This is a genomic window from Pseudomonas sp. F007 (assembly GCF_057814275.1).
Genome location: NZ_JBVATA010000012.1, coordinates 1 through 25,828 on the forward strand (window position 1 = coordinate 1; position 25,828 = coordinate 25,828).

The following is a 25,828-nucleotide window of genomic DNA, read 5'->3' on the forward strand; positions in this document are numbered from 1 at the left end:
GCCAGCGCGAACTGGCGCAGTGGCAGCGCGAGCTTGACCGGAAGATCAAGGAGATCAACGACAGCAGCGTGTTGGCCGAAGACATTCCTGGATTGAAAGTGCACATCTGCTCGCTGGTGGCCCCCGACTCACCGGCCGGCAGGCCCTGGACCCCGGTGTACATCCATTCCAAGTTGATGATCGTCGACGACGTCTTCACCACCCAGGGCTCGGCCAATCTCAACACTCGGAGCATGCAGGTCGACAGTGAACTGAACATTGCCCATGAGTGGGCGAGTGTGACGCAGGCGTTGCGTCGGCGGTTGTGGGATATGCATACGGGTGGGTTGGGGGTGCAGGATGATGCGGGGGAGGCGTTTGTTGCTTGGCAGGAGATCATCAAGCGGAACAAAAACCTTCAGTCCAAAGAGCTATCCCCATACGCGCCCCTCGTCGAGTTCTATTACGGCAAACGCACCTTGAAGAATCTGGACTGATGCGTCGGTTCCTCCTGCTGACTTGCCTGCTGCTGGGCGCTTGCGATAGCCGCAGCACCTTCACTTATATGAAAAAGGACCCTCATGTGATTCCACTCACCGAGATCAAGGCCAAGTTGGATTTCACTTGTGCCCACGAGCAGATACCCGAGCCCTCGGCCGAAGCCGATGTGGTCTTCCAATACGCCCGTTGGCTGCAAAAAAACAATGCGCTCAGGCGCGAGAAAAGCGTCAATGTCGAGATCGAGCGCTTGTACCGCATCGCCGCCGAGAATGGGCACTTTAAAGCCAATATCAACCTGCAAAATGGGGCGATGCGCGGGCACTTTACGTTGCGTGGTCTGGAGCATCTGCGCTTGAGCCAACAACTGATCGACCATGGTGTGGCGACGGGGTATTACTTCATCGGAATCATGTTGGAGCAAGGCTCGGCCGGGTTGAAGCAAGACTCGGAGATGGCCTTGCGATATTACCGCAAGGCTGCCGATAAGGGGAGCGCTCAAGCCCAGTACGACATAGCCGAGAAGTTGGCGCCGATTAGCATTGCTCCCAAAGTTGCGCCTTCGATGCGCCAATGCGCTGCGGCGCAAGGGCATGGTGGGGCTGCTTTAGAGTTGGGAGTGGATTTGTCGACAGACGGGCATTATCAAGAGGCCCTCAAGGCCTTCCAACTAGGCGTAGCAGCAGGAGACAGCACCTCTGCTTCTTTCTTGCGAAAAGGCTTTCGAGGTCCCAAACCGGATAATCGGCTGCATTACCTTGGTCAAACCGAAGACTTGGAACGTGCCGAACGATACGACAAAATCTGGAAGATGCTCTCGGGCTACTCCTACGCCAACCCCAGCGTCCCCGAAATCAACGAAATCGTCCCGCTACCCCCCGCCAAGCTCCCCGCCTGGGACGGCAAGCTGCAATGGGTCGAAGCTCGCCTGGCCAACATCCCCCCCGAAAAACCCAGCCCAGAATTGATCCAGCAACTGACCAAGGCCATGGTCCTCGACCCGGCCACCGGAAAACCCATGCCAGGTTCTCCGGCGTTCAAGGATGCTCGTTTTCACGGGGTGACCTGCCGAAGCGGTTCGGTTTGCCCGGAGAGCGGCTACTGGAAGATCGATTCGTACAACTATCACTTCTACACGGTCAAGAAATACCCCGATGATCGTTATGTCAAAAAGGGCGAGACCATGCCCTACGTGGAGGGCGCCCACTACCGCGCGCGTATCTGGCCACTTTCAACCACGCTGGTGCCCACGGAGGTAGGGCTGAGGTGGCAGTTGCTTGGATGAGGAAATTCGAGAGTGCCGTAAAACTGCCGCCGCTGGAGGGCGTGCCCCCAGCGGCGCAGTGCGATGCTTGAAAATAGTGCTCACAGGGAAAGGCAGCCCGACCTCAAGCCGACAACAATAGACTGCTGCGAGGGGAGTGCATTCGTGTCTCAATTAGCCCGCTTGTCATCTCCCGGCTCACCCCCCACATGCACCCCGCGATCATCCCCGGGCTCACCCGCCGCATGCAGCCCGCGATCATCTCCCGGCTCACCCGCCGCATGCACACCATGGTCATCCCCGGGCTCACCACCCGCATGCACCCCATGATCATCACCGGCCTCGGAGTGGCTACCGCTGCGGCCTGAACTCGACGCGCCGCCATCGCCGTGACCACTGCCACTGGAACCCGAGCCGCCGCTGTGCCCACCGCCGTTACCGCTGCCACCACCGCCACCGTGGCCACCGCCATTGCCGCTGCCACCACCACCTCCGTTGCCTCCACCTCCACCATGGCCGCCACCGCCACCGCCACCGCCACCGCCACCGCCACCGCCACCGCCGCCACCGCCGCCACCACCACCACCACCACCACCACCACCACCGCCACCGCCATGACCGCCACCACCACCTCCCTCCTTGGCGTGCACAGTCGAAACCCCCGAAACGCTGTCAGGGATCAGCACAAATGAAGCTGACAAAATCGCGCCCAGCGCCACCGCCAGCAAAGGTTTTGTGAATTGCATGTGACCTCCCGCAAAGGCTCCATCGAACCGACTGGAGACATACAACCAGTGGGGTGCTTTCGCACCTGGTACACCCGCGCCGCATCCGTGAATCAGTGAATGCTCGACGCCAGTTCGAAAATCGGCATGTACATCAGGATCACGATGACCCCGATCAACAAGCCGATAAAGGTCATCAACAGCGGTTCGAACAGGCGCACGAACCACTCGATCCAACGGCTGATTTCTTCGTCGTAGAAATCGGCGCTGCGTTCCATCATTTGCCCCAGGTTGCCGGACTGTTCGCCGGCCCGCAGCAGGCGCAGGGAAACCGGGGTCACCAGGTGATTGGCCTCCAGCGCGGTGGACAGCGCCAGGCCTTCGCGGACCCGTTCGGCGGCCTGGTCCAGGCGTGTCCGCGAGCCGACAGTGAGCAGGCCGCGGACCATGCCCATGGCGGTCAGGATCGGGATCCCGCCTTGCAGCAGGATGCCCAGGGAGCGGTAGAAGCGCGCCAGTTCGTACATGAAAATGCGTTGATGCACCGCCGGCAGTTTTTCCAGCAGCCGATCCACGGCTCGCCGGAATGCTGGCTGGCGCTGGAGGAGGGCGATGCCGGCGACGGTCGCGCCGATGCCGCCGAAAAACTCCAGCTGATGGGCATGCAGGAACATCCCGGTGCTCATCAACACCTGGGACAGCCACGGCAAATTGGAGCCCAGGCCTTCGAACACCAGGCTGAAGCGCGGCACCACATAGCCCATCAAAAACAGCACCACGCCGCCGCCCACCACCAGCAACAGCAGGGGGTAGATCGAGGCACTGATGATCTTCTGCTTCACCTCATCCATGCGCTGGCGATAGGAAACGTAGCGCGACAAGGCCTCGCCGACCGCGCCGGTCTTTTCACTCGATTGCACCAGCGCCACGTACAGCGGCGGGAACACCGCCGACATCTGCCCCAGGGCTTGGGAGAAGGATTTGCCTTCGTACAACAGGCGCACCAGTTCGCTCAGGGTCTTGCGGGCCTGGGGAGCGGTTTCTTTTTCCGCCAGGCTTTCCAGCGCATCGATCAGCGGCAGGCCGGCGTTGAGCAAAGTGGTCAGCTCCTGGCTGAACAGCACCAGGTTGAAGTGTTCCTTGCCCTGCAGGCGCAGCGAGCGCCAATGCCGTTCGGCACGCAGGCTGACCACCCGCAGGCCCTGTTCCTCGACGATCCGCCGGGCTTCGCTCTGGCCTGGCGCGTCGACGGTCATCGACACCACCGCACCTTTGCCCACTGCTTTAAGAAGAAAGCGCATGGATCACCCCCGTTTCACTGCCAACTGGTGATTTCGGCGTTCTCGCCTTCGCCGCCGGGCTGACCGTCCTTGCCCAGGGACAGCAGGTCGTACTCGCCGTTTTCCCCGGGGTAGCGGTAGGTGTAGTTGCGGCCCCAGGGATCCTGCGGCAGCTTTTTCTGCAGGTAGGGGCCGGTCCAGTGGGTCTCGTCGCTGGGTGCGGTGACCAGTGCCTGCAAACCCTGTTCGGTCGAAGGGTAGTGGCCGACCTCCAGGCGATACAGGTCCAGGGCCTTGCCCAGGCCTTCGATCTGCGCCTTGGCGACCTTGGCTTCGGAACGGCCCAACTGGGCGAAATACTTCGGCGCGACGATCCCGGCCAAGAGGCCGAGCACCACCAGCACCACCAACAGTTCGAGCAGGGTGAACCCGCCTTGGCGTCGCGGTGCATTAAACGGAAAGCCTTTCATGATGACCTCACTGGAGTGGGCAACAAGGGACGGTATACAGCGCTATGCAATTGCCATGCTCAGCCCGAAGATTCCGGCCAAAGCCCCGCAAACAGAGGGCTTGGCGGAGTCGGCACAGTGCTTGCGTATACCCTTGCAGCCTCCGATTTGTGGGGCATAAGCCCCACTTTTCGGGGCCGGTGATGGGAGCGCGATCATGCAAAGAATTATCGCAGGACTGTGGGGCGCCCTGGCGCTGGTGGGTGTTGCTCAAGCAGACGTCTACGTCTCGATCGATGCCAACGGCGGCTACGTGCTGTCCAATGTCCACCGCCCTGGCCGGCACTATGAACGGGTGGTGCCCGAGGTCGCCGGCACCAGCGTTCCCAGCGAAATGCCGCAGATGATTGCCGACCGGCCGTTCGCCGAACTGGTCGCCGAGGCGGCCAGCGCCAACCAGTTGCCTGAAGCCCTGCTGCACGCGGTGATCCAGACCGAGTCTCACTACAACTCCAAGGCGCGTTCACCCAAGGGCGCGGGCGGATTGATGCAGTTGATGCCCGACACCGCCCGCGAGCTGGGTGTGACCGACGTCTACGACCCCAAGGACAACATCCAGGGCGGCGCGCGTTACCTCAAGCGCCTGATGAACCTGTTCGACAACGATATCTCTCTCGCCGTCGCCGCCTACAACGCCGGTCCAGACGCGGTGATGAGCCGCGGCCGGGTGATTCCGCCGTTCGCTGAAACCCAGCGCTATGTGCCCAATGTGCTGCGCCACTACCGGCATTTGCAGGGCCTGGCGGTGGATGCGCCACTGTAGGCGAACCACTCGCTGGGGCGGGTTGCCCCATAAGTGGGGCAAGCGGGGCAGGCCCGCAAAGTGGGGAAAAAGTGGGGGATAGTCCCCTGTGGCTTCAGGTAGTTTTTATAACGCGTTGAAAACAAACACTATTTTTTTTGGCTCAGGAATTGCACTCGCCGCTCTATCGAGAATCGCTCCCATGAGCACCACTTCGAGGTCGTCCACCATGTCAGCCAGACTCCCGACCCGCTCCGCACTCAGCTTCCTGTTGCTGGCCTGCTCGATGTTCGGCCTCGAATCCCAGGCCGAGGCGGCGGTGCGCTGCGAGCGCAACCTGGTGGCCAATGTCGTGGCCCTCGATCAGCCGCTGATGTTCAACCGCCTCGGTGCGCAGAACGCCAACGGCATGATGTTCGCCCTGCGTCGCGACGTGGTCGATGACCGCGAAATGTCACTGGCCCAGGGCGGTGCGGCGGTGCCGGGCAAAGTCTCGCTGCGCCCGGACAAACGTCCACGGCCACTGGTGTTGCGCGTGGCCGCCGGTGACTGCCTGACCATCAACCTGCAGAACCTGCTGGCGTACCAGGCCAACCCGAACAAGCATGTCGAAGGGCCGGATGGCGAAGGCGAGGCAGCAGGCGTAAAGGCCGATATGCCTGACCAGTACAAGGTCGACGAACAGGTCACCGACCGCCACGTCGGCTTCCAGGTCAATGGCCTGCAAGCGGTCAACGGCATCGATGACATTGCCTCGTTCAGCGGTCGCAATGGCAACGCCCTGGTGGCTCCTGGCGCCTCCCGGACCTATACCCTGTATGCCGAGCGTGAAGGCGGCTTTGCGGTGAGCAGCCGTGGCGCCAGCTTTGGCGGTGAGGGCAACGCCGGCAACGTCGCCAACGGCCTGTTCGGTGAAGTGGTGGTGGTGCCCAAGGGCGGTCGCAGCTACCGCAACACCATTACCGAAGAAGAAATGCGCCTGGCCAGCAGCGGCCGCGCGCCCACCGGCCAGCCCATCGTCGACTACCAGGCGCGCTACCCGCAGCGTGAGCCGTGGATCCGTGAAGGCAAGGCCGGCACGCCGATCATCAACATGGTCGATGGCAACGAGATCATCTCCAGCGAAAGCGACGCCATTATCATGGGCAGCAATGCCGATGGCAGTTTTCCGCCCATCACTTACCCACTGGAATCCATGGGCAAGCGCAATCCGGCGCTTCCCAACCGACTGGAACCGTTTCGCGATTTTGCCTCGCAATTCCAGGATGAAACCGCCGCCACCCAGGCGTTCCCCGCCTATTGGGCAGACCCGGTAATGGCCCACGTGCTCGAGCCGACCCGCGACGCCTTCATGATCAACTACGGTTCCGGCGGCATGGGTGCCGAAGTGGTCGCCAATCGCCTGGGCGTGGGACCGATGCACGATTGCCTGTCCTGCGCCTATGAAGAATTCTTCCTCAGCTCCCATACCGTCGGTGACGTGGCGATGCTGGTGGACGTACCGGCCAACGCCGGTCTGGAAAACATTCGTCCAGGGGAAGTGCCGCGCGCCGACCAGATCGGGGTCAAGGCCACCATGGCGCTGTACCCATCCGAGCCTTCGAACGTCAACCACAGCTACATCGGTGACTTCGTCAAATTCCGCAATACCCACAACGGCAAGGAACAGCATATTTTCCACTTGCATGGTCACCAGTGGCTGTTCAACCCCAACGACGACGACTCCGACTATGTCGACGCCCAGGCCATCGGGCCGGGCGCTGGCTACACCTATGAAATCGCCAACGGCGGTTCGGGCAACCGCAATCGGGTGGCTGGCGACGCGATTTATCACTGTCACTTCTACCCGCACTTCGCCCAGGGCATGTGGTCGATGTGGCGGGTCCACGATGTGTTCGAGGAAGGCACCCGGCTTGAGGTCTCGCAGCAGGGTGAAGACGGCTATCACAACCAACCTTATGCCTTGCGCAGCGGCAAGCCGGCTGCTGGCGCGCGGGCCTTGCCCGATGGCGAGATCATTGCCGGTACGCCGATTCCTGCGGTGGTGCCGCTGCCGGGCAAAGCCATGGCGCCGATGCCAGGCAAGGTCGCCATCGTGCCGAAAATCGGCGAGACCCAGGTGGCCGCCCATGACGACGATGATGAAGGTGACGACGACGGTGAACACCATGGCGGCGGCAGTGGCACCCAGGCCATCGGCTCCCTGGCGCTGGTGGACCGCAGCGAGGCCAACCGCAACGCTGACGGCAGTCTGAAAAACCCCGGTTATCCGTTCTGGATCGGCGGCATGGAAAGTTCGGTCGGCCAACGTCCGCCAACCCCACCGCTGGACATGCTCGATGCCGCCAAGGCCCAGGCCCTGAAAAACAGCGGCAACGCACTGTGGGCCAACCTCGACCCGAATGCCTCCGGTGGTTGGGACGGCGGTCTTGGCCGCCATACCCTGGATGGCGTGTCTGCCGGTGGCGAGGCGCACACCGTGACTTCCTCGCTGGACTTCTCCAAGGAAGTCACCCGTGCCAAACCGATCTACCTGCCGGAAGAGGGCACCGAGGTCGAACAGGCGGCGATGGCTTTCCACGCCCAGAAAGACCATCCCAGCTACGCACTGCTGCCCGGCAGCCAGATCGTGCCGCGCAACTTCCGCACCAACGGCGCCTTGCCGGTGGCCGGCGCGCCTTATTACGAACCCTGCATGGATGACCGGCAAAAACGCCTGACCAGCGGCGCCGGCACCGGTGAGTTCAACAGCGGCGAACGCATCGACGGCATGACCTTCATCGGCGCCTCGACCTACACCGCCGACCGTCCGCGCATCTACAAGGCTGCCAACATCCAGTTCGACGCGGTCTACAACAAGGTTGGCTACCACTTCCCGCAAGCACGCATCCTCGCGCTGTGGGAAGACGCCTGGCCGGTGATCACCAAGCAGCGTCCGCCAGAGCCGCTGGTGATGCGCATGAACACCTTCGACTGCGTGCAGTACCAGCAAACCAACCTGGTGCCGGCCACGTACGAGATGGACGACTATCAAGTGCGCACGCCGACCGACGTGATCGGCCAGCACATCCACCTGCCGAAATGGGACCTGGTCTCCGCCGATGGCTCGTCCAACGGCTGGAACTACGAGGACGGCGTGCTTTCTCCAGGCGCGGTGCAAGAACGCATCCATGCGATCCGCGAGTTCAACCAGTGCGCCGCCGCCGACCCGCGTGACGGCACGCCGGCCTGCCCGCAAGCGAAAAACCACCCGTACTTTGGCCAATACGGCCGGGCGGACTGGCTGGGCGCACGAACCGCCATGCAGCGCTGGTTCGTCGATCCGGTGGTCAACACCAAGGGCGTCGACCGTGGCCTGGGGACCATCTTCACCCACGACCACCTCGGCCCATCGACTCACCAGCAGATTGGTCTGTACGCCACCGTACTGGCCGAGCCTGCCGGCTCCACCTGGTTCCATGCCGAGACCGGCGAGCCGTTGTACAGCGGCGCACGCCAGGACGGCGGGCCGACTTCGTGGCAGGCGGTGATCAACACCGGGGACCTGGATGGCGACGGCAAGAACGACAGCTTCCGCGAGTTCTTCCTCGAGTACAGCGACTTCCAGCACGCCTATGAAGCCGGTGTATATGTCGGTGCCGGGCCCAATGGCGTGCCCAACGCACAGGCCTTCCCGCCCACTGCCGACAGCTTCCGCTACGCGATCAACCCGCCGGTGCGCAACAACGGCAGCACGTTGATCGAAGGGGTGGTCGAAGTGCCGGGCGGGCAACTGCCTGGATGCCCAAGCCGGCCATGCCCGCAGGCGATCTCGGTCGATGACCCGGGCATGTTCGTGGTCAATTATCGCAACGAGCCGCTGGGTTTGCGGGTCTATGACCCGAACAAGGTCGGCCCGGACGGCAAGCGCGGCATGCAGGCCGACGGCATGGGCGGTGACCTCGCGTTCGCCCTGCACAGCCGTACCGACCGCGCCATCCCGGCGATGAACCTGGCGCCCAACCTGGTCACCTCGGCCACCGGCCCAACCGGCGGCACCACCCTGTTCCCGCCCCACATCAACCGTGGCGGCGCCGAACCGGGTGACCCGTTCACCCCGATGTTGCGCACCTACACCGGTGACAACGTGCGGCTGCGGGTGCATGCCGGTGGTCACGAAGAAGAGCACAACGTCACCCTGCACGGGGTCAAATGGCTGCGCAGCGGCTCCGGTTTCGGCAACAGTTCCAACTCAGGCTGGCGTGCCTCGCAGATGATCGGTATTTCCGAGCAGATGGGCTTCAATGCGCCGGTGGCGATGCTCTCCAGTTCAGCGGCCACCACCGGTGACTACCTGTACTCGATGGACGCCTCGATCGAAGGCTACTGGAGCGGAATCTGGGGCGTGATGCGCAACTACACCGCGCAACGCAACGACCTGTTCGCCTTGCCGAACAACGCCAAGCCGGTGGGCATGCGCAACACCGTGGCCTTCGATGGCACCTGCCCACGGATCAGCGCCAACCCCAATGGCATCGGCACCCGGCCGACCGTGCAGCGCAACTATGAAGTGGTCGCGGCGCTGGCCAACGACATCCTCGGCAATTCCCTGGGCCTGTCGATCGCGGATTCGGCGGGGCTCGGCCAGCACGTCGGCGGAGCGTTGAATCCTGCCGGCGGCACCCTGGTCTACAACTCGCGCGCCGTGAGCATCCCGCAAGCCACCGTGACTGATCTCGAGGACGGCGTGACCTTTACCGTCGGTGGCCAAAGCGGGCCGCTGCACGACCCGACCGCGATTCTCTACGTGCGCAAGGCTGACCTCGATCCGGTGACCGGCAAGCTCAAACCCGGTATCCCGGTCGAACCGCTGGTGCTGCGCGCAGCGGCGGGCGACTGCATCAACGTCACCCTGGAAAATCGCCTGCCGCTGGTCATGCCGGACCTGAGTCAGTCGGCCGTGGTGCAAGGCGTGGTCAAGCGCGACCGCTTCAGTGCGCTGGGCTCGACCACCTTCAGCAACAACCTGATTCGGCCATCGAGCCATGTTGGCCTGCATGCGCAGCTGCTGTCGTATGACATCACCAAATCCGATGGTGTCAACGTCGGTGCCAACCCGGTACAGACCGTGCCACCGCGGGTGGGCAACAGCGGTGCCTGGCCGACCCGGACCTACCAGTACTACGCCGGGCACCTGGAGCGTGAAGGCAAGCCGATCACCCAACTGGGGCGCAGTGTCGACAACATCAACGCCACGGCAGTGGAGTTCGGCGGCCTGAACATCACCCCGGCGGACGTGATCAAACAGCCACAGAAAGGCCTGGGCGGGGCGATGAGTATCCTGCCGGTCGGCGCCACCTGGGTGGACGATGCGCGTCGCGCCACGGCCACTGTCACCGCGCCTGGCCAGGCGGTGTACCGCGATTTCGCGATGGTCTGGCAAAAGGCGCTGAACATGCGCTGGGCCAACGGTCGGCCGGTGGAAGCCCTGGCTGCTGAAGGCAACGGGGTGCCCACCGATCCGCAGGACAACTCGGGCATGGCCATCAACTACAAGAGCGAGCCGCTGTGGTACCGCTTCGGCCTGGCCCCGGATGCGCCGTTCGGGCATGCCGACGGTCACGGTTTCGCCGACCTGCCGAATGCGCACATGGCCTACAGCAACGCGCTGGTGGGCGGTGATCCGCAGACGCCGGTGCTCTATGTGAAGCCGGGGCAACCGTTCCGCACCCACATCATGATGCCCACCGGTGGCAGTCGCGGCAGCACCTTCCAACTGGACGGGCATGTCTGGTCGGTGAACCCGTTCCAGTCCGAGAAGAGCGACACCGGCGGCTATCCGATGAGTTCGGCCGGGGTGGGCTCGGTGCGCTTCGGCTACAACCCGATGTCGATGTACGTCGGCGCCCACGAGAGCATCCTGCCGGCGGCGCACTTCAGCTTCATGCACCCGAGTGCCGGCGGCAGCAACGCCATCCCGGGCGACTACCTGTTCCGTGACTATGGGTCCTTTGGCAGCACCTCGGGCCTGTGGGGGCTGTTGCGGGTTACCAACGAAGCGGAACCGGCGCCGGCACCGGCACCTTGAGCGACCAGCGACAACATGGAGGGGGACGCGTCATGAACATGCAAACCAGAGTCGCCGGGTATGCGTTGCTGGCCGGGCTGCTGTTGAGCGGTGGCGGGGCGTGGGTCAGCGCCTGCCACGCCGAGACCCAGGCGGCGCCCAGGGACGGGTTGGGCGCGCAGCGCCTGGAGCGCGACGGCGTGGCGGTGGAGTTCCAGCTACGCCCGGTCCAGCCTGGCGGTCAATTGGTCGAAGGCAGCTTCGCCGACGTGCGCTTCAGCCTCACCGACAGTGCTTCCGGCCAACCTCTGGCCGGGGTTGCACCGGGGGCCTGGGTCGATCCGCAGCAGACCGCCGCCGATCAGGCCCAGGGCCGCGACCGCAGTTGCAAGTCGCGGGTCGGCGCGTTCCTCAAAAGCAGCGTCGGCGCGCGGCCGATGCTCGACCTCAACAGCTACTACGTATTCATCATGAACCAGGACGCCAGCGTCTCGATCGTCGACCCCTCGGTGTCGGTGGGCGGCATCACCAGCACCCTGGGGCGCATCGACCTCAAGCAGCCGCCGATGGACTGGGTCAGCCGCAAGGACAACAAACGCATCTTCGTGTCGATGCCGACCGCCGGTGAGGTGGCGGTAATAGACGCGGAAAAATTCAAGCTGATCGACTCGATCCCCGCCGGCAAGCAACCGGTGCGCGTGGCCCTGCAGCCTGACGAGCGCCTGCTGTGGGTCGGCAACAATGCCAGCGATGGCGCCGAGGCCGGGGTCACGGTGATCGATGTGCAGACCCTCGAACCCCTCAAGCACCTGGCCACCGGCCGTGGTCACCACGAAATCACCTTCAGCCGGGACTCACGCTTCGCCTTCGTCAGCAACCGCGACGACGGCACCTTGAGCATCATCGACGTCGCCACCTTGAGCATCCAGCAACAGCTCAAGACCGGTTCGCACCCGCTGTCGGTGGCCTATTCGGCGTTGTCCCAGGCGGTGTACGTGGCCGATGGCAAGGATGGCACCATCACCGTGGTCGACGGCCAGAACCCGGCGCTGCGCAAAGTCATCAAGAGCCGCCAGGGCCTGGGGCCGATGGGTTTTTCCAGCGACGGGCGCTTCGGTATCGTGCTCAACACCCTGGAGAATCGGGTCGCGATTGTCGACGCCGCCACCGACAGCCTGATCCACGAAGTGGAGGTCTCCGCCGAGCCTTACCAGGTGGTGTTCAGCAAGGCCTACGCCTACATCCGCGGGCTGGCGTCGTCCAAGGTGACCATGATCAACCTGTCGTCCCTGGGCCAGGGTCGCACGCCGATCGTCCAGGGCTTCGAGGCCGGCTCTACTGCGCCACGCCTGGCCGGTGACTTGCCGCTGGCGTCCGGGCTGGCGATTTCCCGGGACGAGAACTCGGTGTTCGTGGTCAACCAGGCGGACAACACCACCTACTTCTATGCCGAAGGCATGAACGCGCCGATGTCCGGCTACCCCAATCGCGGCCAGGTGGCGCGCGCGGCGATGGTCATCGACCGCAGCCTGCGCGAGGTCGAACCGGGGGTCTACAGCTCGCGGATCAAGCTGCCGCCGGCCGGTGATTTCGACGTCGCCTTCCTGCTCAACCAGCCGAGCATCGTCCACTGTTTCAGCGTGCAGGTGCAGGCCGACAGCCAGGTGGCCCGGCACCTCGGTGCGCCCAGCGTCGACTTCCTCCTGGAGAAAAGCGCGGTGCCACTGGGCAGCCCCTTCGTCGCCCGGTTCCGCATCGCCCAGGACGCCGGCAAGCTGCCGCGCATCGGCGTCAAGGACGTCGAGGTGCGCTACTTCCTCGCGCCTACGTCACGGGTGCAGGTGGTTGCCGCCAAAGAGGTCAGCGATGGCGTGTACGAAGCACCGCTGAACCTGGACAAGAGCGGCGCCTGGTACGTGCACGTGCGGGCCGCTTCGCTGGGCGCGAATTTCGACACCCAATCCTTTGCCAGCGTACGGGTCGTTCCCGGCGCTGCCCAATGATCAAGGAGCTGGACATGAATCGATTCAATCTGCAAAGACTGCTGACGGTGTGTGTGCTGGCCGCCTCGATCAACCAGGCCTACGCCCACAACGCCGAGGATCATTCGCAGCACCAGGCGCCCGCTGCGCGCCTGGAGAGCACCCGGGTGGAAATCGTCGACGTGCCGCTGGTGGACCAGGACGGCAAGGCGGTGCACCTGGAAAAAGACCTGCTGAACGACAAGATCGTGGTCATGGGCTTCATCTACACCAGCTGCACCACGGTGTGCCCGGTGGTGTCCTCGATCATGGGCAAGGTCCAGAAACAGCTGGGCGGGCGGGTTGGCAGCGACGTGCAACTGGTGTCGATCAGCGTCGATCCATTGCGCGACGACCCCAAGCGCCTGGCGGACTACGCCCGGCAATTCCAGCACGGGCCGGGCTGGAGCTGGCTGACCGGTTCGGCGCCGTCGATCAACGACACCCTCAAGGGCCTCGGCGCGCAGAGTCCGGACCTGAAGAACCATGCGCCGCTGATCATGGTCGGCGACGGCAACAGCAGCCATTGGACCCGCTACTACGGCTTCACCGATCCGCAAGTGCTGATCACTGAAATCAACAAGCTCAGCGGCCTGCGGGTGCACGCCAAACACACCGCCATTGCCCTGGAGAGCCAGCCATGAGAGCCATTGACTGGATCGCCCTGACGGTCTGCTATTTCATCTTCAGCACCCTGGCCTTCGCCCATGAAGGCCATCAGATGAGCGAGCCAGCGCCGGGCGCCGCCCAGCCCGCCGCCGCCCCGGCCGGGACGCGCGACGCACGGACCTGGTTTACCGACACCGAGTTGCAGAGCCAGAACGGCGAGACCCTGCGCTTCTACAGCGATGCCCTGGAAAACAAGGTGGTGCTGATCAACGTGATCTTCACCAGTTGCAACGACGCCTGCCCGCTGATCACCCGCAAACTGCGCGAAGTGCGCGAGGCCCTGGGTGACATGGCCAACCAGGTGACTTTCGTCTCCCTGACCAGCGACCCGCTGCGCGACACCCCGGCGGTGCTCAAGGCCTACACGCTGAAACAGGGTGCAGACGATCCCAACTGGCTGTTCCTCACCGGCGACAAGGCGCAGATGGACCTGGTGCTGGGGCGCATCGGCCAGATCATCCCGTCGCCGGAGCAACATTCGACCCAGTTGATCGTCGGCGACGTGGCCAACAAACGCTGGAGCAAGATTCGCCCCGACGCACCGCCCAGCGCCATCGCCGAGCGCCTGAAGCTGTTGACCATGCCGATTGCCGGTCGCTGAGCCTCGATCATGAAGAGTCTGCCGATCGCCAGCCTGCTCCTGCTCGGTTGCCTGAGCCTGACCGCCAACGCCTTGAGCCTGACGCCCGAAGAGAGCGCCGGTAAACGGCTGTATCGCGAGGGGCTGTCGAGCAGTGGTGAAACGGTGATGGCGCGGGTCGGCGCGGCGGATATCCTGTTGCCGGCGACATCCATGCCGTGTGCCAACTGCCACGGCAACGATGGCCTGGGGCGTCCGGAAGGTGGCATACGTCCGCCGGACATCACCTGGTCACGGCTCAGCGCGCCCTACGGGCAACAGCAGGTCAACGGCCGCGACTACCCGCGTTACAGCGAAGCCTCGGTGGCGCGGGCGGTGCAGGAAGGGCGGGATCCGGCCAACCAGCGGCTCGACCCGGCGATGCCGCGCTTTGTCCTGACCATGGCTGACCAGCGCAACCTGACCGCCTACCTCAAGCGCCTGGCCGATGACCGCGATCCCGGCCTCGAGCCCGACGTCCTGCACCTGGGCACCTTGCTGCCTGGCGATGGCCCGCTGGCCGACGAGGCGCGCACGGTGGCGGCGGTGCTGCAGGCGAGCATTGCGCGGATCAACGAGGAGGGGGGGATCCATGGCCGGCAATTGAAACTGACCATCCTCGACCCGGGGCCGGATCAGGCCAGTGCCCTGGCGGCCCTGCACCAGCTTATCGAACAGCCGGTGTTTGCCCTGATTTCGCCGTTGGCCCCAGCATTGGGGGATGCCTTGCCGGCCGTGCTGGAAGAGAGCGGAGTGCCCCTGGTGGGCGGGGTCTCCTTGCTCGGCGCGAGCCCGCGCAGCCGGCAGATCTTCGAACCCTTGCCGGGCCTGGCGGAACAGTTGATCGCCCTGGCGGATTTCGCCGCGCGCGACTTGCAGGCCAGTCAGCAGCCGACCTTGATCGTCTATCAGGAGCAGGGTGGGCAGGGCGCGGTGGCGCAACAGCTGAACGGTTACCTGCAGGCCCATGGTTGGACCCAGGTGCGCGTGCAGGCGTTCGATCCGGCCCAACCGCAGTCGCTCGACCCGCAACTGACCGGCATTCAGGCGCTGTTCTATCTCGGCAGCGGCGCCGGCTTTGGCCAGCTCGGCACGCAGTTGCAGGCGACGGGCGCCACGCCCCAGTTGTTCGCCGCCTCGAGCCAGGTGGCCGGCGATGTCCGCCAGTTGCCCGGGGCGTTGTCGCGGCGGGTGTTTCTCGCCTATCCGTTTGTCCCCGGCGACTGGACCGACGAGGGGCGCGCGGCGCTTGCGCAACTGCGCCAGCGCAGCGGTTTGAAAGGAGGGCACGCGGTGCAGCAGGTCGGCGCCTACAGCGCGATGCTGCTGCTCAGCGAAGGCATCAAGCAGGCCGGACGCGACGCCAGCCGGGAGAAGCTGCTGGCGGCCCTGGAAGGCCTGCACGATTTTTCCACCGGCCTGACCCCGCCGATGAGCTTCGGCCCCGGCCAGCACATGGGCCTGCGCGGCGCGCACATCGTCACCGTGGAGTTGCCCGATCAACGTTTCTTCCCTGTCGCGCGCTATCAGCCGATAGCGACGGCACCCTGATGCGAGGAGCGATCATGAAGTTCAGTTGCCTGCTCATAACCTTGCTGATCGTGGTGGCCGAGGTCCAGGCCAACACCGACAACGACGACAATGGCCCGGCCGCTGCGCGGGTGAATGGCCAGGCCATTTCCGAATTTCGCCTTGAACGCTATTTCACCGAATACCTGCAGGCACAGGGGCGTGCCGTGGGCAGCATTCGCAACCCCAAGGCCTACAAGCAACTGCGCCAGGCTGCGCTGGGGGATCTGATCGACAAGGAATTGCTCTGGCAGGAGGCAACCCGGCGTGGCCTGAAAATCAGTGATGAGTTGGTCAAGGCGCACATCGACGAGTTGCGCACGGCCATCGGCGGCAACGAAGTCTTCGCTCGGCGCCTGGAAGATGCCGGGTTCGACGAGGACTGCTTCGCCGACTACACCCGCAAGGAGCTCGCTGCGCAGCAGATGTACACCGAGTTGGTCACGGTCAAGGAACCGGACGAAAAGCAGGTTCGCGAGTTCTTCGAGGCCCAGCGCGCGGCCATGGCCCGTCCCGAGCAGATCCAGGCCCGGCATATTCTGCTCAAGCTCGCCCCGGACGCCGATGCCGCCACGGTTGAGGCCAGCCGCCAGCAAATGCTCGGCTTGCGGGCGCAGATCGAACAGGGCGCGGACTTCGCCACCCTGGCCCGGAGCCAATCCCAGGACAGCACCGCGAGCGCGGGTGGAGATTTGGGCTATTTTTCACATGGAAAGATGGTGTCCGAATTTGAAACAGTTGCCTTTGCGATGCAGACTGGAGAAGTCAGCCAGCCGGTTCGCACGGTATTTGGCTGGCATTTGATTCAAGTACAGAACCACTTGGCCGCCAGCGCGGTCGAAGAGGCTCAGGGGCTCGCATTGGTCAGGGGTTATCTCGCTCGCCAGCAGCAGATTCAGGCAGGACAGCAGGCCTTGGCGCAATTAAGGGAGCGCAACCGGATTGAACGTATCGACGATGAATGACCCGCTGTCCCCACAAGTGGGGCAAGTGTCAGGGGTAATACAAGAGGCTTCCCCGTCTTTGGGGGATGGGTGGCCGTGAGAAAAAGACGAACCCCGGAAAATCAAAGAGATAGCGCGGTCAAAAACCGCCGTTAAGCCTGGCATGAAGTGTGCGTAAGCCTATTCAAGGCACGCACTCCCAGGTCCGAACAACGGATCTGCACGGTTCAAGGAGTCGACCTTGTTAAACAACAAAGTACTGGTTGTCGAAGACGAACAGATCCTGGCGCAGAACCTTGAGGTTTACCTCGGGAACCAGGGCCTGGAAGTCCGGGTTGCCCATGACGGTGCCAAAGCCATCGCACTCGCGAAGACCTTTTCACCTGATGTAGTGGTACTTGATTACCGTTTGCCCGATATGGAAGGTTTTCAGGTGCTCGATGCTGTCCGCCAGAGCGGGGACTGTCATTTCATGCTGATCACCGCGCATCCGACCAGTGAGGTCCGTGAGCGCGCGGCCCAGCTGGGAATCAGTCATATCCTGTTCAAACCTTTTCCACTGGCGGAATTGGCTCGTGCAGTCTGCGATCTGTTGGGGGTGAAACGGGAGCCAAGGGCCGGGGCCACTCAAGCCGAAGGGTTCGTCGAACGACGCCAGAGCAGGACCGAGAAATTCCCGCTGCAATTGTACGATGGCAGTTGGGTGCTGGCGGATCGCCGACAAAAGGGATCGCGACCACCGGCACCGGACGACGAACAATTGCTCACCGGGGAGTAGGCGGTGCGAACAGACTGAAATGGCCTGCCGCACCGCCCGGGTTCTGAACCCCAGGCGTTGGAGAGCAAGCCATGGAACGTTTGTCACTGGCCGTCGAACCGGCCCAAGCGGCATCGCTACCTACCCGATTCACCAGTGAGCAACTGGCTCACGCCCGGCACCAGGCCGCCAGCACCGGTGAGCGGCTGCTCGAAACCCTGCAGAGCCAGAGCGGCCTCGAGCCGATGGCCTTCATCCAGTGCCTCGGCACCACCCTGCATTACCCGGTGCTCGACACCGCCCAGCTGTTCGAGGCCACCCCGGTATTCGACCGGGTCACCCTGGCCCAATGCCTGAAGCGCGAATTCATCCTGCTGCGCCATGCCGATACGGTGATTGGCGTCTTCGCCGACCCCTTCGACACCAGCCGCCTGGCCTGGATCGACGACTGCCTGCATGGCGCGCCCCTGTACCTGGTGCACTTCGAAGACCTAAAGGCCTACCTGGCGCGCCACGAAGAGAGCTTCCATGCGGTCGAGTCGCTGAACGCCCAGGCCGATGCCAGCGTCGAGACCGACAACCTGCAGAGCCTGTCCCTGACCAGCATCAGCGAAGACGCCAGCGTGGTGGTCAAGCTGGTCAACTCGACCCTCTACGACGCGCTGAAAATGCACGCCAGCGACATCCACCTGGGCACCACCGGCAGCGGCCTGGTGATCAAGTACCGGATCGACGGGGTGCTCAACAACATCAGCAAGATCCAGGGCGCCGAGTTCGCCGAACAGGTGATCTCGCGGGTCAAGGTCATGGCCGAGCTGGACATCGGCGAGAAACGCGTACCTCAGGACGGACGCTTCAAGATCGGCATCAGTGGCCGGCAGATCGACTTCCGGGTCTCGATCATGCCGAGCATCTTCGGCGAAGACGCGGTGCTGCGGGTGCTCGACAAACAGGACCTGGCCGACAAGGTCAGTGGCGTGCAGTTGCAGGCCCTGGGCTTCGAGGACGAAACCCTGCGCAGCCTGCGCCGGCTGGCGGCCGAACCCTACGGCATGGTGCTGGTGACCGGACCGACCGGCAGCGGCAAGACCACCACGCTCTACGCGATGATCACCGAGATCAACCACGGCGTGGACAAGATCATCACCATCGAAGACCCGGTCGAGTATCAACTGCCGGGCGTGTTGCAGATTCCGGTCAACGAGAAAAAAGGCCTGACCTTCGCCCGCGGCCTGCGCTCGATCCTGCGTCACGACCCGGACAAGATCATGGTCGGTGAGATCCGTGACCCCGACACCGCGCAGATCGCCGTGCAATCGGCCCTCACCGGTCACCTGGTGTTCACCACCATCCACGCCAACAACGTGTTCGACGTGATCGGCCGTTTCACCCAGATGGAAATCGACCCCTACAGCCTGGTCTCGGCGCTCAACGCAGTGCTGGCCCAGCGTTTGATCCGCCTGGTGTGCAGCAGCTGCGCCAGCCCCGTGACACCCACCGAAGAAGAACTGCGCGACTCCGGCCTCGACCCCTTGCAGGTCGGCCATTACCACTTTGTACAGGGCCGTGGCTGCGGGCATTGCCGCGGCACCGGCTACCGCGGTCGCAGTGCGATTGCCGAGTTGCTGCACCTGGACGACGAGCTGCGGCAGATGATCGTCGAACGCCAACCCATTGCGAAAATCAAGGCCCTGGCGTGCAGCCGTGGCCTGCGCCTGCTGCGCGAATCGGCGCTGGAGCTGGTGCGTGATGGTCGGACCACGCTGGAGGAGATCAATCGTGTCACTTTTATCGCGTGATCAATTTGTCGCCGTACTCGGCGCCAGCGGCGTCGGGCTAGGTCAGCGCCAGGCCGGACAGATCCACTGGCTGGGCAGCGTCGGTTTTATCGACGAAGGCTACACCGCCTGGTCCGTCGCCCTGGAAACCCTCGACCGGCTGCTGGGTGAACATGCCCGGCCGCGCTCGGAAGTCACGGTGCTGGTGTCGGGGCATTTCAGCCGCTACTGCCTGGTGCCCTGGAGCGAGGAAATCGGCAGCCCGAGCGAATTGCTGGGGTTCGCCCAGCTGTGTTTCGAGGACCTGTACGGAGCGGCCAGCCAGGGCTGGAACATCGTGCTCTCGGCGGAAGCCGCCGGCCATGACCGCATCGCCAGTGCCTTGCCCCAGGAGTTGCTGGAACGCCTGCGCAGCCTGGTCAGCGCACGCAACCTGCGCTTGAGCTCGGTGCAGCCTTACCTGATGGCGGCCTACAACCGTTTCGACAAGAGCCTGGGCAACGGCGACTTCCTGTTCGTCGTCGCCGAGCCGGTACGCAGCGTGCTGCTGCTGGCCCGCGAAGGACGTTGGGTGGCGGTGCGCTCGGTGGGCAGCAACGACAGTGACGCAGCGCTCAGTGCCCTGATCGGTCGTGAACGGCAGCTGCAGGCCTCCACCAGCGAACGGCCTTTGAATGTCTACCTGCATGCCCCGGCGCGCCTGGACGCGCTGCCCGAGTTGGACGATGTGCAGTTGCGCACCCTCGAAGAGGGGCCGGCGAGCGTGCACGACGGGCTGTATGTCATGTCCCTGGCGGTGGCCTGACATGCGCCCGCTGATGCTCGACTTCCAGCCCCCTCGGCGCTCCAGTCCCCTGGGCTGGAGCCTGTTGTTCGCCGGCAGCCTGTTGGTCCTGGGCTGCGTCGCGCTGCAACAGCACCTCAGCCAGCAGGTCGCGCAGCAACAAGGCCACCTGCAAAACACCCAGCGCGTGCTCACCGGCGACAGCGCCGGCAAGCCCGGCCTGACCCCTGCCGAGACCCGCGAACAGGCACAGAACCTGGCGGAAATGCGCAAGGTCTCGCAGCAACTGCGCCGGCCCTGGGAGCGCCTGTTCGCCATGCTTGAAGCCATGCCCAAGGACAACGTCGCGCTGCTGACCCTGACCCCGGATGCCCGCAAGGGCCTGCTGCGGATCAGCGCCGAAGCCCGCGATCTGGAATCCATGCTGGAGTTCCACCGCCTGCTCGAAGCCAGTGACGAACTGAGCGACGTGTCGCTGCTCAATCACGAAATCGTCGCGCAGTCGGCGGAACACCCGGTGCAATTCAACCTGTCGGCAACCTGGGAGATGGGCGATGCGAATCCCTAGACTGATCGTCCACGAATACCTGCAGACCCTCGGCGTTCCTGGCCTGGTGGGCCTGGCAGGGCTGATCCTCGCGCTCGGCTACGCCAGCCTCGCACTGCTGCCGGACTGGCGCGCGCTGGAAGACCTTAACCAGCAGACCAGGGAGGCCAGCGACTACCTGGCCAGGGTCGAGGAGGGCAGTGTCGCCGCGCCGGTGGTGCCGCAGCGCCAACTGGATGATTTCCGCAGCAAGCTGCCCTCCCAGCCCCAGGCCACCGTGGCCATCGACAAGATCTATGCGCTGGCGGCCCAGGAACACATCACCCTGTCGCGCGGTGAGTACGCCCTGGGCATCGATCCCAAGACCCACCTGGCGCGCTACCAGATTCTGTTGCCGGTACGCGGCAGCTACCCGCAACTGCGGCGCTTCATGCACGCCTTGCTGGCCCAGTTGCCGGCGGTGGTACTGGAAGACCTCGAGCTGCAACGCAAACGCATCGCCGACACCGACATTGCCGGTCGGATCCGCATGACCCTTTACCTGTCGAGGTCATGATGAACAACAAGAAAATCATCGGTTGGGTGGCGTTCTTCGGGGTCGCGGTGACGCTGGCCTGGCTGCCGGAACTGTTCAGTGACAAGGACGACGGCGGTGATTCGGCCGGCAGCGTGGCCCTGTCGTCCGGCAAAGCCAGGTCCGGCGCCACCCCGACCGCCAGTGAAGGGGCGAAAGTGGTGGCGATCAAGGACCTGGCACCGGCGGGTGACCTGTTCAGCTCTCGCAGCTGGAAGCCGGCCGTCAAGCTCGCCACCGTTACCGAAACCCCGATCGTACAAGCCCCGGTCGTCCAGGTCCCGACCCTGCCGCCGATGCCGTTCCAGTTTGTCGGCAGGCTGGCTGATCAGCATGACCTGCAAGTGTTCCTGCAGAGCGGCGAGAAAATCTACGTCGTCCGTAAAGGGGATGTGATCGACGACAACTGGCGGATCGTGGGCATTTCCGACAAGGAATTGAACCTGGTCTACCTGCCCATGCATTTATCCCAGACCCTGTCTGTGGGGAGCGCGCCATGAACCAGCCCCGTATGCTGATGTCCCTGATTTGCCTGTGCGTCGGCCTCGCCGCGTGCAGCACGGCGCAACTTGCCAACAAGGAAGGCCAGGAACTGATCGACCAGGGTCAGTACGAAGCAGGATTGGCGCGGATCGAGGAAGGCTTGCGGGAAAACCCTCGCGACACCGAGCTGCACCTGGCCCTGACCAGCGGCCGTGCCCATGCCGTGGAAGCGTTGCTGGTGCAGGGCGACTCGGACCGTGCGCACCGCGACTTCGCCTCGGCGCGAATCAACTTTGCCCGGGTGCTGAACATCGAGCCGCACAACCGCCGCGCCCAGGACTCGCTGCGGCAGCTGGAGTACATGCGCAGCCTCGACGCCAAGCTCGAACTGGCCCGTGGCGACCTGCGCCGGGGTGACATCTACGGCGCCGATCGCCAGGTCAAACAGATCCTTGAGCTGGATCCGAAGAACGAAGGCGCGCTGGAGTTGGACAGCAACATCCAGTTGGTGAAAAGCCGCAACGTGGTGAGCAATCCGCAGCTGCGCACTCGCCTCGACCGGCCAGTGACCCTGGAGTTTCGCGACGCCAACCTGAAGACCATTTTCGAAGTGCTGTCCCAGGTCGCCGGACTCAACTTCATCTTCGACAAGGACCTGCGCCCCGACATGAAGGCGACCATCTTCGTCCGTGAAGTGCGCATCGAAGACGCCGTCGAGTTGCTGCTGCAGCAGAACCAGTTGCACCAGAAAGTGGTGAACGACAACACCATCCTGATCTACCCGGACTCGCCGCAGAAGCTCAAGGATTACCAGGAGCTGGTGATGCGCACCTTCTACCTGACCAGCATCGATTCCAACACTGCCTTGAACATGATCAAGACCATGCTCAAGACCCGCGACGTGTTTGTCGATGAGCGCCTCAACACCCTGACCATGCGCGACACCGAAGACGCGGTGCGCATGGCCGAGAAGCTCCTGCAATCGCAGGATCAGTCGAATCCCGAAGTGGTGCTCGAGGTAGAAGTGATGGAGGTCGCCCGCCAGCGCATCCTCGACCTGGGCATCCAATGGCCGAACACCTTCGGCGTGCTCACCGAAGATGGCAACCCGGTGACCATTCTCGACCAGCTCAAGGGCCTCGATTCCAGCCGCATCAGCATCAACCCGTCGCCGCAGGCCAAGATCAACGCCCAGGACAACGACATCAACACCCTGGCCAGCCCGGTGATCCGCGTGACCAACCGCGAGCAGGCACGGATCCACATCGGCCAGCGTGTACCGATCATCAGCGCCACTTCTGTGCCCTCCACCCAGGGCCCGGTGATCACCGAAAGCGTGACCTACCTCGACGTCGGTCTGAAGCTCGAAGTACAACCGATCGTCCACCTGAACAATGAAGTGGCAATCAAGATCGCCCTCGAAGTGAGTAACGCCACGCCGCTGGAGCCGACTCGCCAGGGCACTATCCCGGTCCAGGTCGACACCCGCAACGCCCAGACCACCCTGCGCCTGCATGACGGCGAAACCCAGATCCTTGCCGGCCTGGTGCGCAATGACCACCTGGCCACCGGCAACAAGATTCCCGGCCTCGGTGATATCCCCGGGCTGGGCCGGTTGTTCGGCAGCAACAAGGACACCGTCGGCAAATCCGAACTGGTGCTGTCGATCACTCCGCGGATCGTGCGCAACCTGCCGTACCAGAGCCCGTCGGACATGGAGTTCCAGACCGGCACCGAGACCAGCATGCACGTGCCGGCGCCGCGTCGTGACGCCAACGTCTCGATCGAGCTGCCGTCCGAGCCCGTTGCTTCCAATCACCCAATCGAGAGGCCTTGAGCCATGAAACGCTCGGTGCGCGGTTTCACCCTGATTGAAGTGGTGGTGACCCTGGCCCTGATCGGCTTGCTGGCCGGCATGGCCGCGCCGCTCACCGAGACCATTGTGCGCCGGGGCAAGGAGCAGGACCTGCGCACCGCGCTGTACCAGATTCGCGATGCCCTCGATGCCTACAAGCGCGCCTTCGACGCCGGCTACATCGAGAAGTCGCTGAACAGCAGCGGCTACCCGCCAAGCCTGCAAGTGTTGGTGGACGGGGTGCGGGATGTACGCAGTGCCAAGGGCGCCAAGTTCTACTTCCTGCGGCGCATCCCCCGTGACCCGTTCGCCGCGACCAAGCGTGACGACCAGGGTGGCTGGGGCCTGCGCTCCTACGACAGCACGGCCCAGAGCCCGCGTGAAGGCGAGGACGTCTATGACGTGTACTCCCATGCCCGCGGCAAGGGCCTCAACGGTATCGCTTACAGTGAGTGGTGAGCTTATGCGCCGGGAAAAGGGTTTTACCCTGCTGGAACTGATGGTGGTGATGGCGATCATCGCGACCCTGATGACGATCGCCCTGCCGCGCTACTTCAACAGCCTGGAAACCTCCAAGGAAACCACGCTGCGCCAGAGCCTGTCGGCCATGCGCGAAGCCCTGGACCACTACTACGGCGACACCGGGCACTACCCCGATTCCCTCGATCAACTGGTCGAGCAGCGCTACCTGCGCAACGCGCCCATGGACCCGATCAGTGAGCGCAGCGATTTGTGGGTACTGGTCGCGCCACCGGACGGAGTGGCCGGCGGGGTGGCTGATGTGAAGAGTGGTGCTACCGGGAGGGCGCGTGATGGCAGCCTGTATTCCGAGTGGTAGCCCCCACGCCGAAGGCGGCTTCACCTACCTGGGCGTGCTGTTCCTGATTGTGGTCATGGGCATGGCCCTGGCCAGCGCCGGCGAGCTGTGGTCGACCAGCGCCCGGCGAGATCGCGAACGCCAGTTGCTGTGGGTCGGCACCCAGTATGCCCAGGCCCTGCGCAGCTACTACCGCAGCTCCCCGGGTGTGGCGTTGTATCCGCAGGAGCTGGCGGACCTGCTGGTGGATCAACGTTTCCCCACCCCCCGGTCGCACATTCGTCGGCTGTACCCGGACCCGATTGGCAATACCGAGGAATGGGGCTTCACCCGCGGCATCGACGGACGCATCACCGGGGTCTACAGCCAGTCCCACGAGCTGCCGCTCAAGCAGGCGGACTTTCCCACCCAGTGGGTCGACTTCAACGGCATGACGCAGTATTCGGACTGGCAATTCGTCGCCGAAAAGGCATTTCTCGACGGCCCTGCCGGACAGGTGAAATCCCCGTCCGCCACGGCAGATCGCTAGGGAGACGTACCCATGAATGGTCTGTTCCTGACATCCCTGGCCCTGCTGCTGACACTTGCCACCAGCACCGCGCGGGGCAATGACGAAGATGAGATGGCCGGCTTCATCATCGACAACACCATTTCCCATGTCGGCCACGACTTTTACTTCTACTTCGCCGACCGCATGCGCGCCATCAGCCCCATGGACTTCAACCTGGTAGTGCGCGAACGCCCGGACGCCCGTTGGGGCAGCCTGGTGACGGTGGAATACGAAAGGCGCCTGGTGTACCGGCGCTTCCTGGCGCCCAACACCACTGAATTGAAAGACACCGCCGTCGAGGCCGCCGATTGGGTAAAGGCGCAGATCTCCCAGCGCAGGCTCGAAACGCTGCTACAAGACACCACCGACCTGGAGAAGGACGAACTATGAACAGCACAAGCCTCTCACGGCGCGCCGGCCTGTTGTTGCTGGGCCTGGGCAGCTGCGGCCTGGTCCAGGCCACGGAACTGGTCTACACCCCGATCAACCCTTCGTTCGGCGGCAACCCGTTGAACGGCACCTGGCTGCTCAACAACGCCCAGGCGCAGAACGACTACGACGACCCGGACATCAAATCGCGGGCCACCGCCACCGGCACCTCGGCCCTGGATCGCTTCACCAGCCAGCTGCAGTCGCGGCTGCTCTCGCAGTTGCTGGACAACATTTCCACGGGTAACACCGGGAGCCTGTCCACCGACTCGTTCATCGTCAATGTCATCGACGACTCGGGGGCCCTGAGCATTCAGGTGACCGACCGCGCGACCGGCGAAATTTCGGAAATCCAAGTGAATGGCCTGGCCCCTTGAGGGGATTCGGGA

At 63.8% G+C, this 25,828-nt stretch carries 24 protein-coding genes; 21 read left to right on the forward strand and 3 right to left on the reverse strand.

Annotation, left to right across the window (positions count from 1 at the left end):
- A partial coding sequence (locus ACZYR5_RS27015; protein ID WP_489092833.1) for a phospholipase D-like domain-containing protein occupies window positions 1-476 on the forward strand: 476 nt, incomplete at its 5' end.
- Window positions 476-1,762: an SEL1-like repeat protein gene (locus ACZYR5_RS27020; RefSeq protein ID WP_489092832.1), complete on the forward strand. Its 1,287-nt coding sequence runs from the start codon at window positions 476-478 to the stop codon at window positions 1,760-1,762. The genes ACZYR5_RS27015 and ACZYR5_RS27020, both read left to right, overlap by 1 nt.
- A gap of 149 nt (window positions 1,763-1,911) precedes the next feature.
- On the opposite strand, the gene ACZYR5_RS27025 is transcribed toward ACZYR5_RS27020, so the two are convergent.
- From ACZYR5_RS27025 to gspG, 3 genes are all read right to left on the reverse strand, one after another.
- A complete protein-coding gene (locus ACZYR5_RS27025; RefSeq protein ID WP_489092831.1) occupies window positions 1,912-2,487 on the reverse strand; it encodes a hypothetical protein in 576 nt (191 codons plus the stop codon).
- Window positions 2,488-2,579: 92 nt separating this feature from the next.
- The gene (locus tag ACZYR5_RS27030) at window positions 2,580-3,767 is read right to left on the reverse strand and encodes a type II secretion system F family protein (protein ID WP_489092830.1); all 1,188 of its coding nucleotides are present in this window, start codon (window positions 3,765-3,767) and stop codon (window positions 2,580-2,582) included.
- Between the two features lie 14 nt (window positions 3,768-3,781).
- A complete protein-coding gene (gene gspG / locus ACZYR5_RS27035; protein WP_489092829.1) occupies window positions 3,782-4,216 on the reverse strand; it encodes a type II secretion system major pseudopilin GspG in 435 nt (144 codons plus the stop codon).
- Between the two features lie 196 nt (window positions 4,217-4,412).
- Between gspG and ACZYR5_RS27040 the strand changes: the two genes are divergently transcribed.
- From ACZYR5_RS27040 to ACZYR5_RS27130, 19 genes are all read left to right on the forward strand, one after another.
- Window positions 4,413-5,018, forward strand: a complete 606-nt coding sequence (locus ACZYR5_RS27040; protein ID WP_489092828.1) for a lytic transglycosylase domain-containing protein — start codon at window positions 4,413-4,415, stop codon at window positions 5,016-5,018.
- A gap of 265 nt (window positions 5,019-5,283) precedes the next feature.
- The gene (mnxG, locus tag ACZYR5_RS27045) at window positions 5,284-11,064 is read left to right on the forward strand and encodes a manganese-oxidizing multicopper oxidase MnxG (protein WP_489092834.1); all 5,781 of its coding nucleotides are present in this window, start codon (window positions 5,284-5,286) and stop codon (window positions 11,062-11,064) included.
- Window positions 11,065-11,096: 32 nt separating this feature from the next.
- On the forward strand, window positions 11,097-13,046 hold the full coding sequence (locus ACZYR5_RS27050) for a cytochrome D1 domain-containing protein (protein WP_489092827.1): 1,950 nt from the start codon (window positions 11,097-11,099) through the stop codon (window positions 13,044-13,046).
- Between the two features lie 14 nt (window positions 13,047-13,060).
- Window positions 13,061-13,708 carry an SCO family protein gene (locus tag ACZYR5_RS27055; protein WP_489092826.1) on the forward strand — a complete coding sequence of 216 codons (648 nt, stop codon included), beginning with the start codon at window positions 13,061-13,063 and terminating at the stop codon, window positions 13,706-13,708.
- Entirely contained in the window at window positions 13,705-14,334 is a 630-nt protein-coding gene (locus tag ACZYR5_RS27060) for an SCO family protein (RefSeq protein WP_489092825.1), read from the forward strand. The genes ACZYR5_RS27055 and ACZYR5_RS27060 overlap by 4 nt, the downstream gene beginning before the upstream one ends.
- 9 nt (window positions 14,335-14,343) lie before the next feature.
- Window positions 14,344-15,903 (forward strand): ABC transporter substrate-binding protein, encoded by a 1,560-nt coding sequence (locus ACZYR5_RS27065; protein WP_489092824.1) that lies wholly within the window; start codon window positions 14,344-14,346, stop codon window positions 15,901-15,903.
- Window positions 15,904-15,917: 14 nt separating this feature from the next.
- Window positions 15,918-16,886 (forward strand): peptidylprolyl isomerase, encoded by a 969-nt coding sequence (locus ACZYR5_RS27070; RefSeq protein WP_489092823.1) that lies wholly within the window; start codon window positions 15,918-15,920, stop codon window positions 16,884-16,886.
- A 220-nt stretch (window positions 16,887-17,106) separates the two neighbouring features.
- Entirely contained in the window at window positions 17,107-17,643 is a 537-nt protein-coding gene (locus ACZYR5_RS27075) for a response regulator (protein WP_489092822.1), read from the forward strand.
- Between the two features lie 71 nt (window positions 17,644-17,714).
- Window positions 17,715-19,421, forward strand: a complete 1,707-nt coding sequence (locus ACZYR5_RS27080; RefSeq protein WP_489092821.1) for a GspE/PulE family protein — start codon at window positions 17,715-17,717, stop codon at window positions 19,419-19,421.
- Window positions 19,402-20,205 (forward strand): hypothetical protein, encoded by an 804-nt coding sequence (locus tag ACZYR5_RS27085; protein WP_489092820.1) that lies wholly within the window; start codon window positions 19,402-19,404, stop codon window positions 20,203-20,205. The genes ACZYR5_RS27080 and ACZYR5_RS27085 overlap by 20 nt, the downstream gene beginning before the upstream one ends.
- A gap of 1 nt (window position 20,206) precedes the next feature.
- The gene (locus tag ACZYR5_RS27090; RefSeq protein ID WP_489092819.1) at window positions 20,207-20,752 is read left to right on the forward strand and encodes a PilN domain-containing protein; all 546 of its coding nucleotides are present in this window, start codon (window positions 20,207-20,209) and stop codon (window positions 20,750-20,752) included.
- A complete protein-coding gene (locus ACZYR5_RS27095; RefSeq protein ID WP_489092818.1) occupies window positions 20,739-21,287 on the forward strand; it encodes a GspMb/PilO family protein in 549 nt (182 codons plus the stop codon). The genes ACZYR5_RS27090 and ACZYR5_RS27095 overlap by 14 nt, the downstream gene beginning before the upstream one ends.
- Window positions 21,287-21,805: a hypothetical protein gene (locus ACZYR5_RS27100; RefSeq protein ID WP_489092817.1), complete on the forward strand. Its 519-nt coding sequence runs from the start codon at window positions 21,287-21,289 to the stop codon at window positions 21,803-21,805. Before ACZYR5_RS27095 ends, ACZYR5_RS27100 begins: the two co-directional genes overlap by 1 nt.
- On the forward strand, window positions 21,802-23,625 hold the full coding sequence (locus tag ACZYR5_RS27105; protein ID WP_489092816.1) for a secretin N-terminal domain-containing protein: 1,824 nt from the start codon (window positions 21,802-21,804) through the stop codon (window positions 23,623-23,625). The genes ACZYR5_RS27100 and ACZYR5_RS27105 overlap by 4 nt, the downstream gene beginning before the upstream one ends.
- Window positions 23,626-23,628: 3 nt before the next feature.
- Window positions 23,629-24,102 carry a type II secretion system protein gene (locus ACZYR5_RS27110; RefSeq protein ID WP_489092815.1) on the forward strand — a complete coding sequence of 158 codons (474 nt, stop codon included), beginning with the start codon at window positions 23,629-23,631 and terminating at the stop codon, window positions 24,100-24,102.
- A gap of 4 nt (window positions 24,103-24,106) precedes the next feature.
- Window positions 24,107-24,481 carry a type II secretion system protein gene (locus tag ACZYR5_RS27115; protein ID WP_027616154.1) on the forward strand — a complete coding sequence of 125 codons (375 nt, stop codon included), beginning with the start codon at window positions 24,107-24,109 and terminating at the stop codon, window positions 24,479-24,481.
- Complete coding sequence (locus ACZYR5_RS27120) at window positions 24,456-24,989, forward strand: type II secretion system protein (protein ID WP_489092814.1); 534 nt, start codon at window positions 24,456-24,458, stop codon at window positions 24,987-24,989. Before ACZYR5_RS27115 ends, ACZYR5_RS27120 begins: the two co-directional genes overlap by 26 nt.
- A 12-nt stretch (window positions 24,990-25,001) precedes the next feature.
- Window positions 25,002-25,400 (forward strand): curli production assembly/transport protein CsgE, encoded by a 399-nt coding sequence (gene csgE / locus ACZYR5_RS27125; RefSeq protein WP_489092813.1) that lies wholly within the window; start codon window positions 25,002-25,004, stop codon window positions 25,398-25,400.
- A complete protein-coding gene (locus ACZYR5_RS27130) occupies window positions 25,397-25,816 on the forward strand; it encodes a curli assembly protein CsgF (protein WP_489092812.1) in 420 nt (139 codons plus the stop codon). Before csgE ends, ACZYR5_RS27130 begins: the two co-directional genes overlap by 4 nt.
- The last annotated feature ends 12 nt before the right edge of the window (window positions 25,817-25,828 follow it).

What these genes read in the sequence shown, in the direction of transcription:
- ACZYR5_RS27055 (WP_489092826.1), top strand. Translation starts at nt 13,061, where the DNA reads ATGAATCGATTCAATCTGCAAAGACTGCTGACGGTGTGTGTGCTGGCC.
- ACZYR5_RS27060 (WP_489092825.1), top strand. Translation starts at nt 13,705, where the DNA reads ATGAGAGCCATTGACTGGATCGCCCTGACGGTCTGCTATTTCATCTTC.
- ACZYR5_RS27020 (WP_489092832.1), top strand. Translation starts at nt 476, where the DNA reads ATGCGTCGGTTCCTCCTGCTGACTTGCCTGCTGCTGGGCGCTTGCGAT.
- csgE (WP_489092813.1), top strand. Translation starts at nt 25,002, where the DNA reads ATGAATGGTCTGTTCCTGACATCCCTGGCCCTGCTGCTGACACTTGCC.
- ACZYR5_RS27025 (WP_489092831.1), bottom strand. Translation starts at nt 2,487, where the DNA reads ATGCAATTCACAAAACCTTTGCTGGCGGTGGCGCTGGGCGCGATTTTG.
- ACZYR5_RS27030 (WP_489092830.1), bottom strand. Translation starts at nt 3,767, where the DNA reads ATGCGCTTTCTTCTTAAAGCAGTGGGCAAAGGTGCGGTGGTGTCGATG.
- ACZYR5_RS27130 (WP_489092812.1), top strand. Translation starts at nt 25,397, where the DNA reads ATGAACAGCACAAGCCTCTCACGGCGCGCCGGCCTGTTGTTGCTGGGC.
- ACZYR5_RS27080 (WP_489092821.1), top strand. Translation starts at nt 17,715, where the DNA reads ATGGAACGTTTGTCACTGGCCGTCGAACCGGCCCAAGCGGCATCGCTA.
- gspG (WP_489092829.1), bottom strand. Translation starts at nt 4,216, where the DNA reads ATGAAAGGCTTTCCGTTTAATGCACCGCGACGCCAAGGCGGGTTCACC.
- ACZYR5_RS27065 (WP_489092824.1), top strand. Translation starts at nt 14,344, where the DNA reads ATGAAGAGTCTGCCGATCGCCAGCCTGCTCCTGCTCGGTTGCCTGAGC.
- ACZYR5_RS27090 (WP_489092819.1), top strand. Translation starts at nt 20,207, where the DNA reads ATGCGCCCGCTGATGCTCGACTTCCAGCCCCCTCGGCGCTCCAGTCCC.
- mnxG (WP_489092834.1), top strand. Translation starts at nt 5,284, where the DNA reads ATGTTCGGCCTCGAATCCCAGGCCGAGGCGGCGGTGCGCTGCGAGCGC.
- ACZYR5_RS27050 (WP_489092827.1), top strand. Translation starts at nt 11,097, where the DNA reads ATGAACATGCAAACCAGAGTCGCCGGGTATGCGTTGCTGGCCGGGCTG.
- ACZYR5_RS27070 (WP_489092823.1), top strand. Translation starts at nt 15,918, where the DNA reads ATGAAGTTCAGTTGCCTGCTCATAACCTTGCTGATCGTGGTGGCCGAG.
- ACZYR5_RS27100 (WP_489092817.1), top strand. Translation starts at nt 21,287, where the DNA reads ATGAACAACAAGAAAATCATCGGTTGGGTGGCGTTCTTCGGGGTCGCG.
- ACZYR5_RS27040 (WP_489092828.1), top strand. Translation starts at nt 4,413, where the DNA reads ATGCAAAGAATTATCGCAGGACTGTGGGGCGCCCTGGCGCTGGTGGGT.
- ACZYR5_RS27105 (WP_489092816.1), top strand. Translation starts at nt 21,802, where the DNA reads ATGAACCAGCCCCGTATGCTGATGTCCCTGATTTGCCTGTGCGTCGGC.
- ACZYR5_RS27095 (WP_489092818.1), top strand. Translation starts at nt 20,739, where the DNA reads ATGCGAATCCCTAGACTGATCGTCCACGAATACCTGCAGACCCTCGGC.
- ACZYR5_RS27120 (WP_489092814.1), top strand. Translation starts at nt 24,456, where the DNA reads ATGGCAGCCTGTATTCCGAGTGGTAGCCCCCACGCCGAAGGCGGCTTC.
- ACZYR5_RS27110 (WP_489092815.1), top strand. Translation starts at nt 23,629, where the DNA reads ATGAAACGCTCGGTGCGCGGTTTCACCCTGATTGAAGTGGTGGTGACC.
- ACZYR5_RS27115 (WP_027616154.1), top strand. Translation starts at nt 24,107, where the DNA reads ATGCGCCGGGAAAAGGGTTTTACCCTGCTGGAACTGATGGTGGTGATG.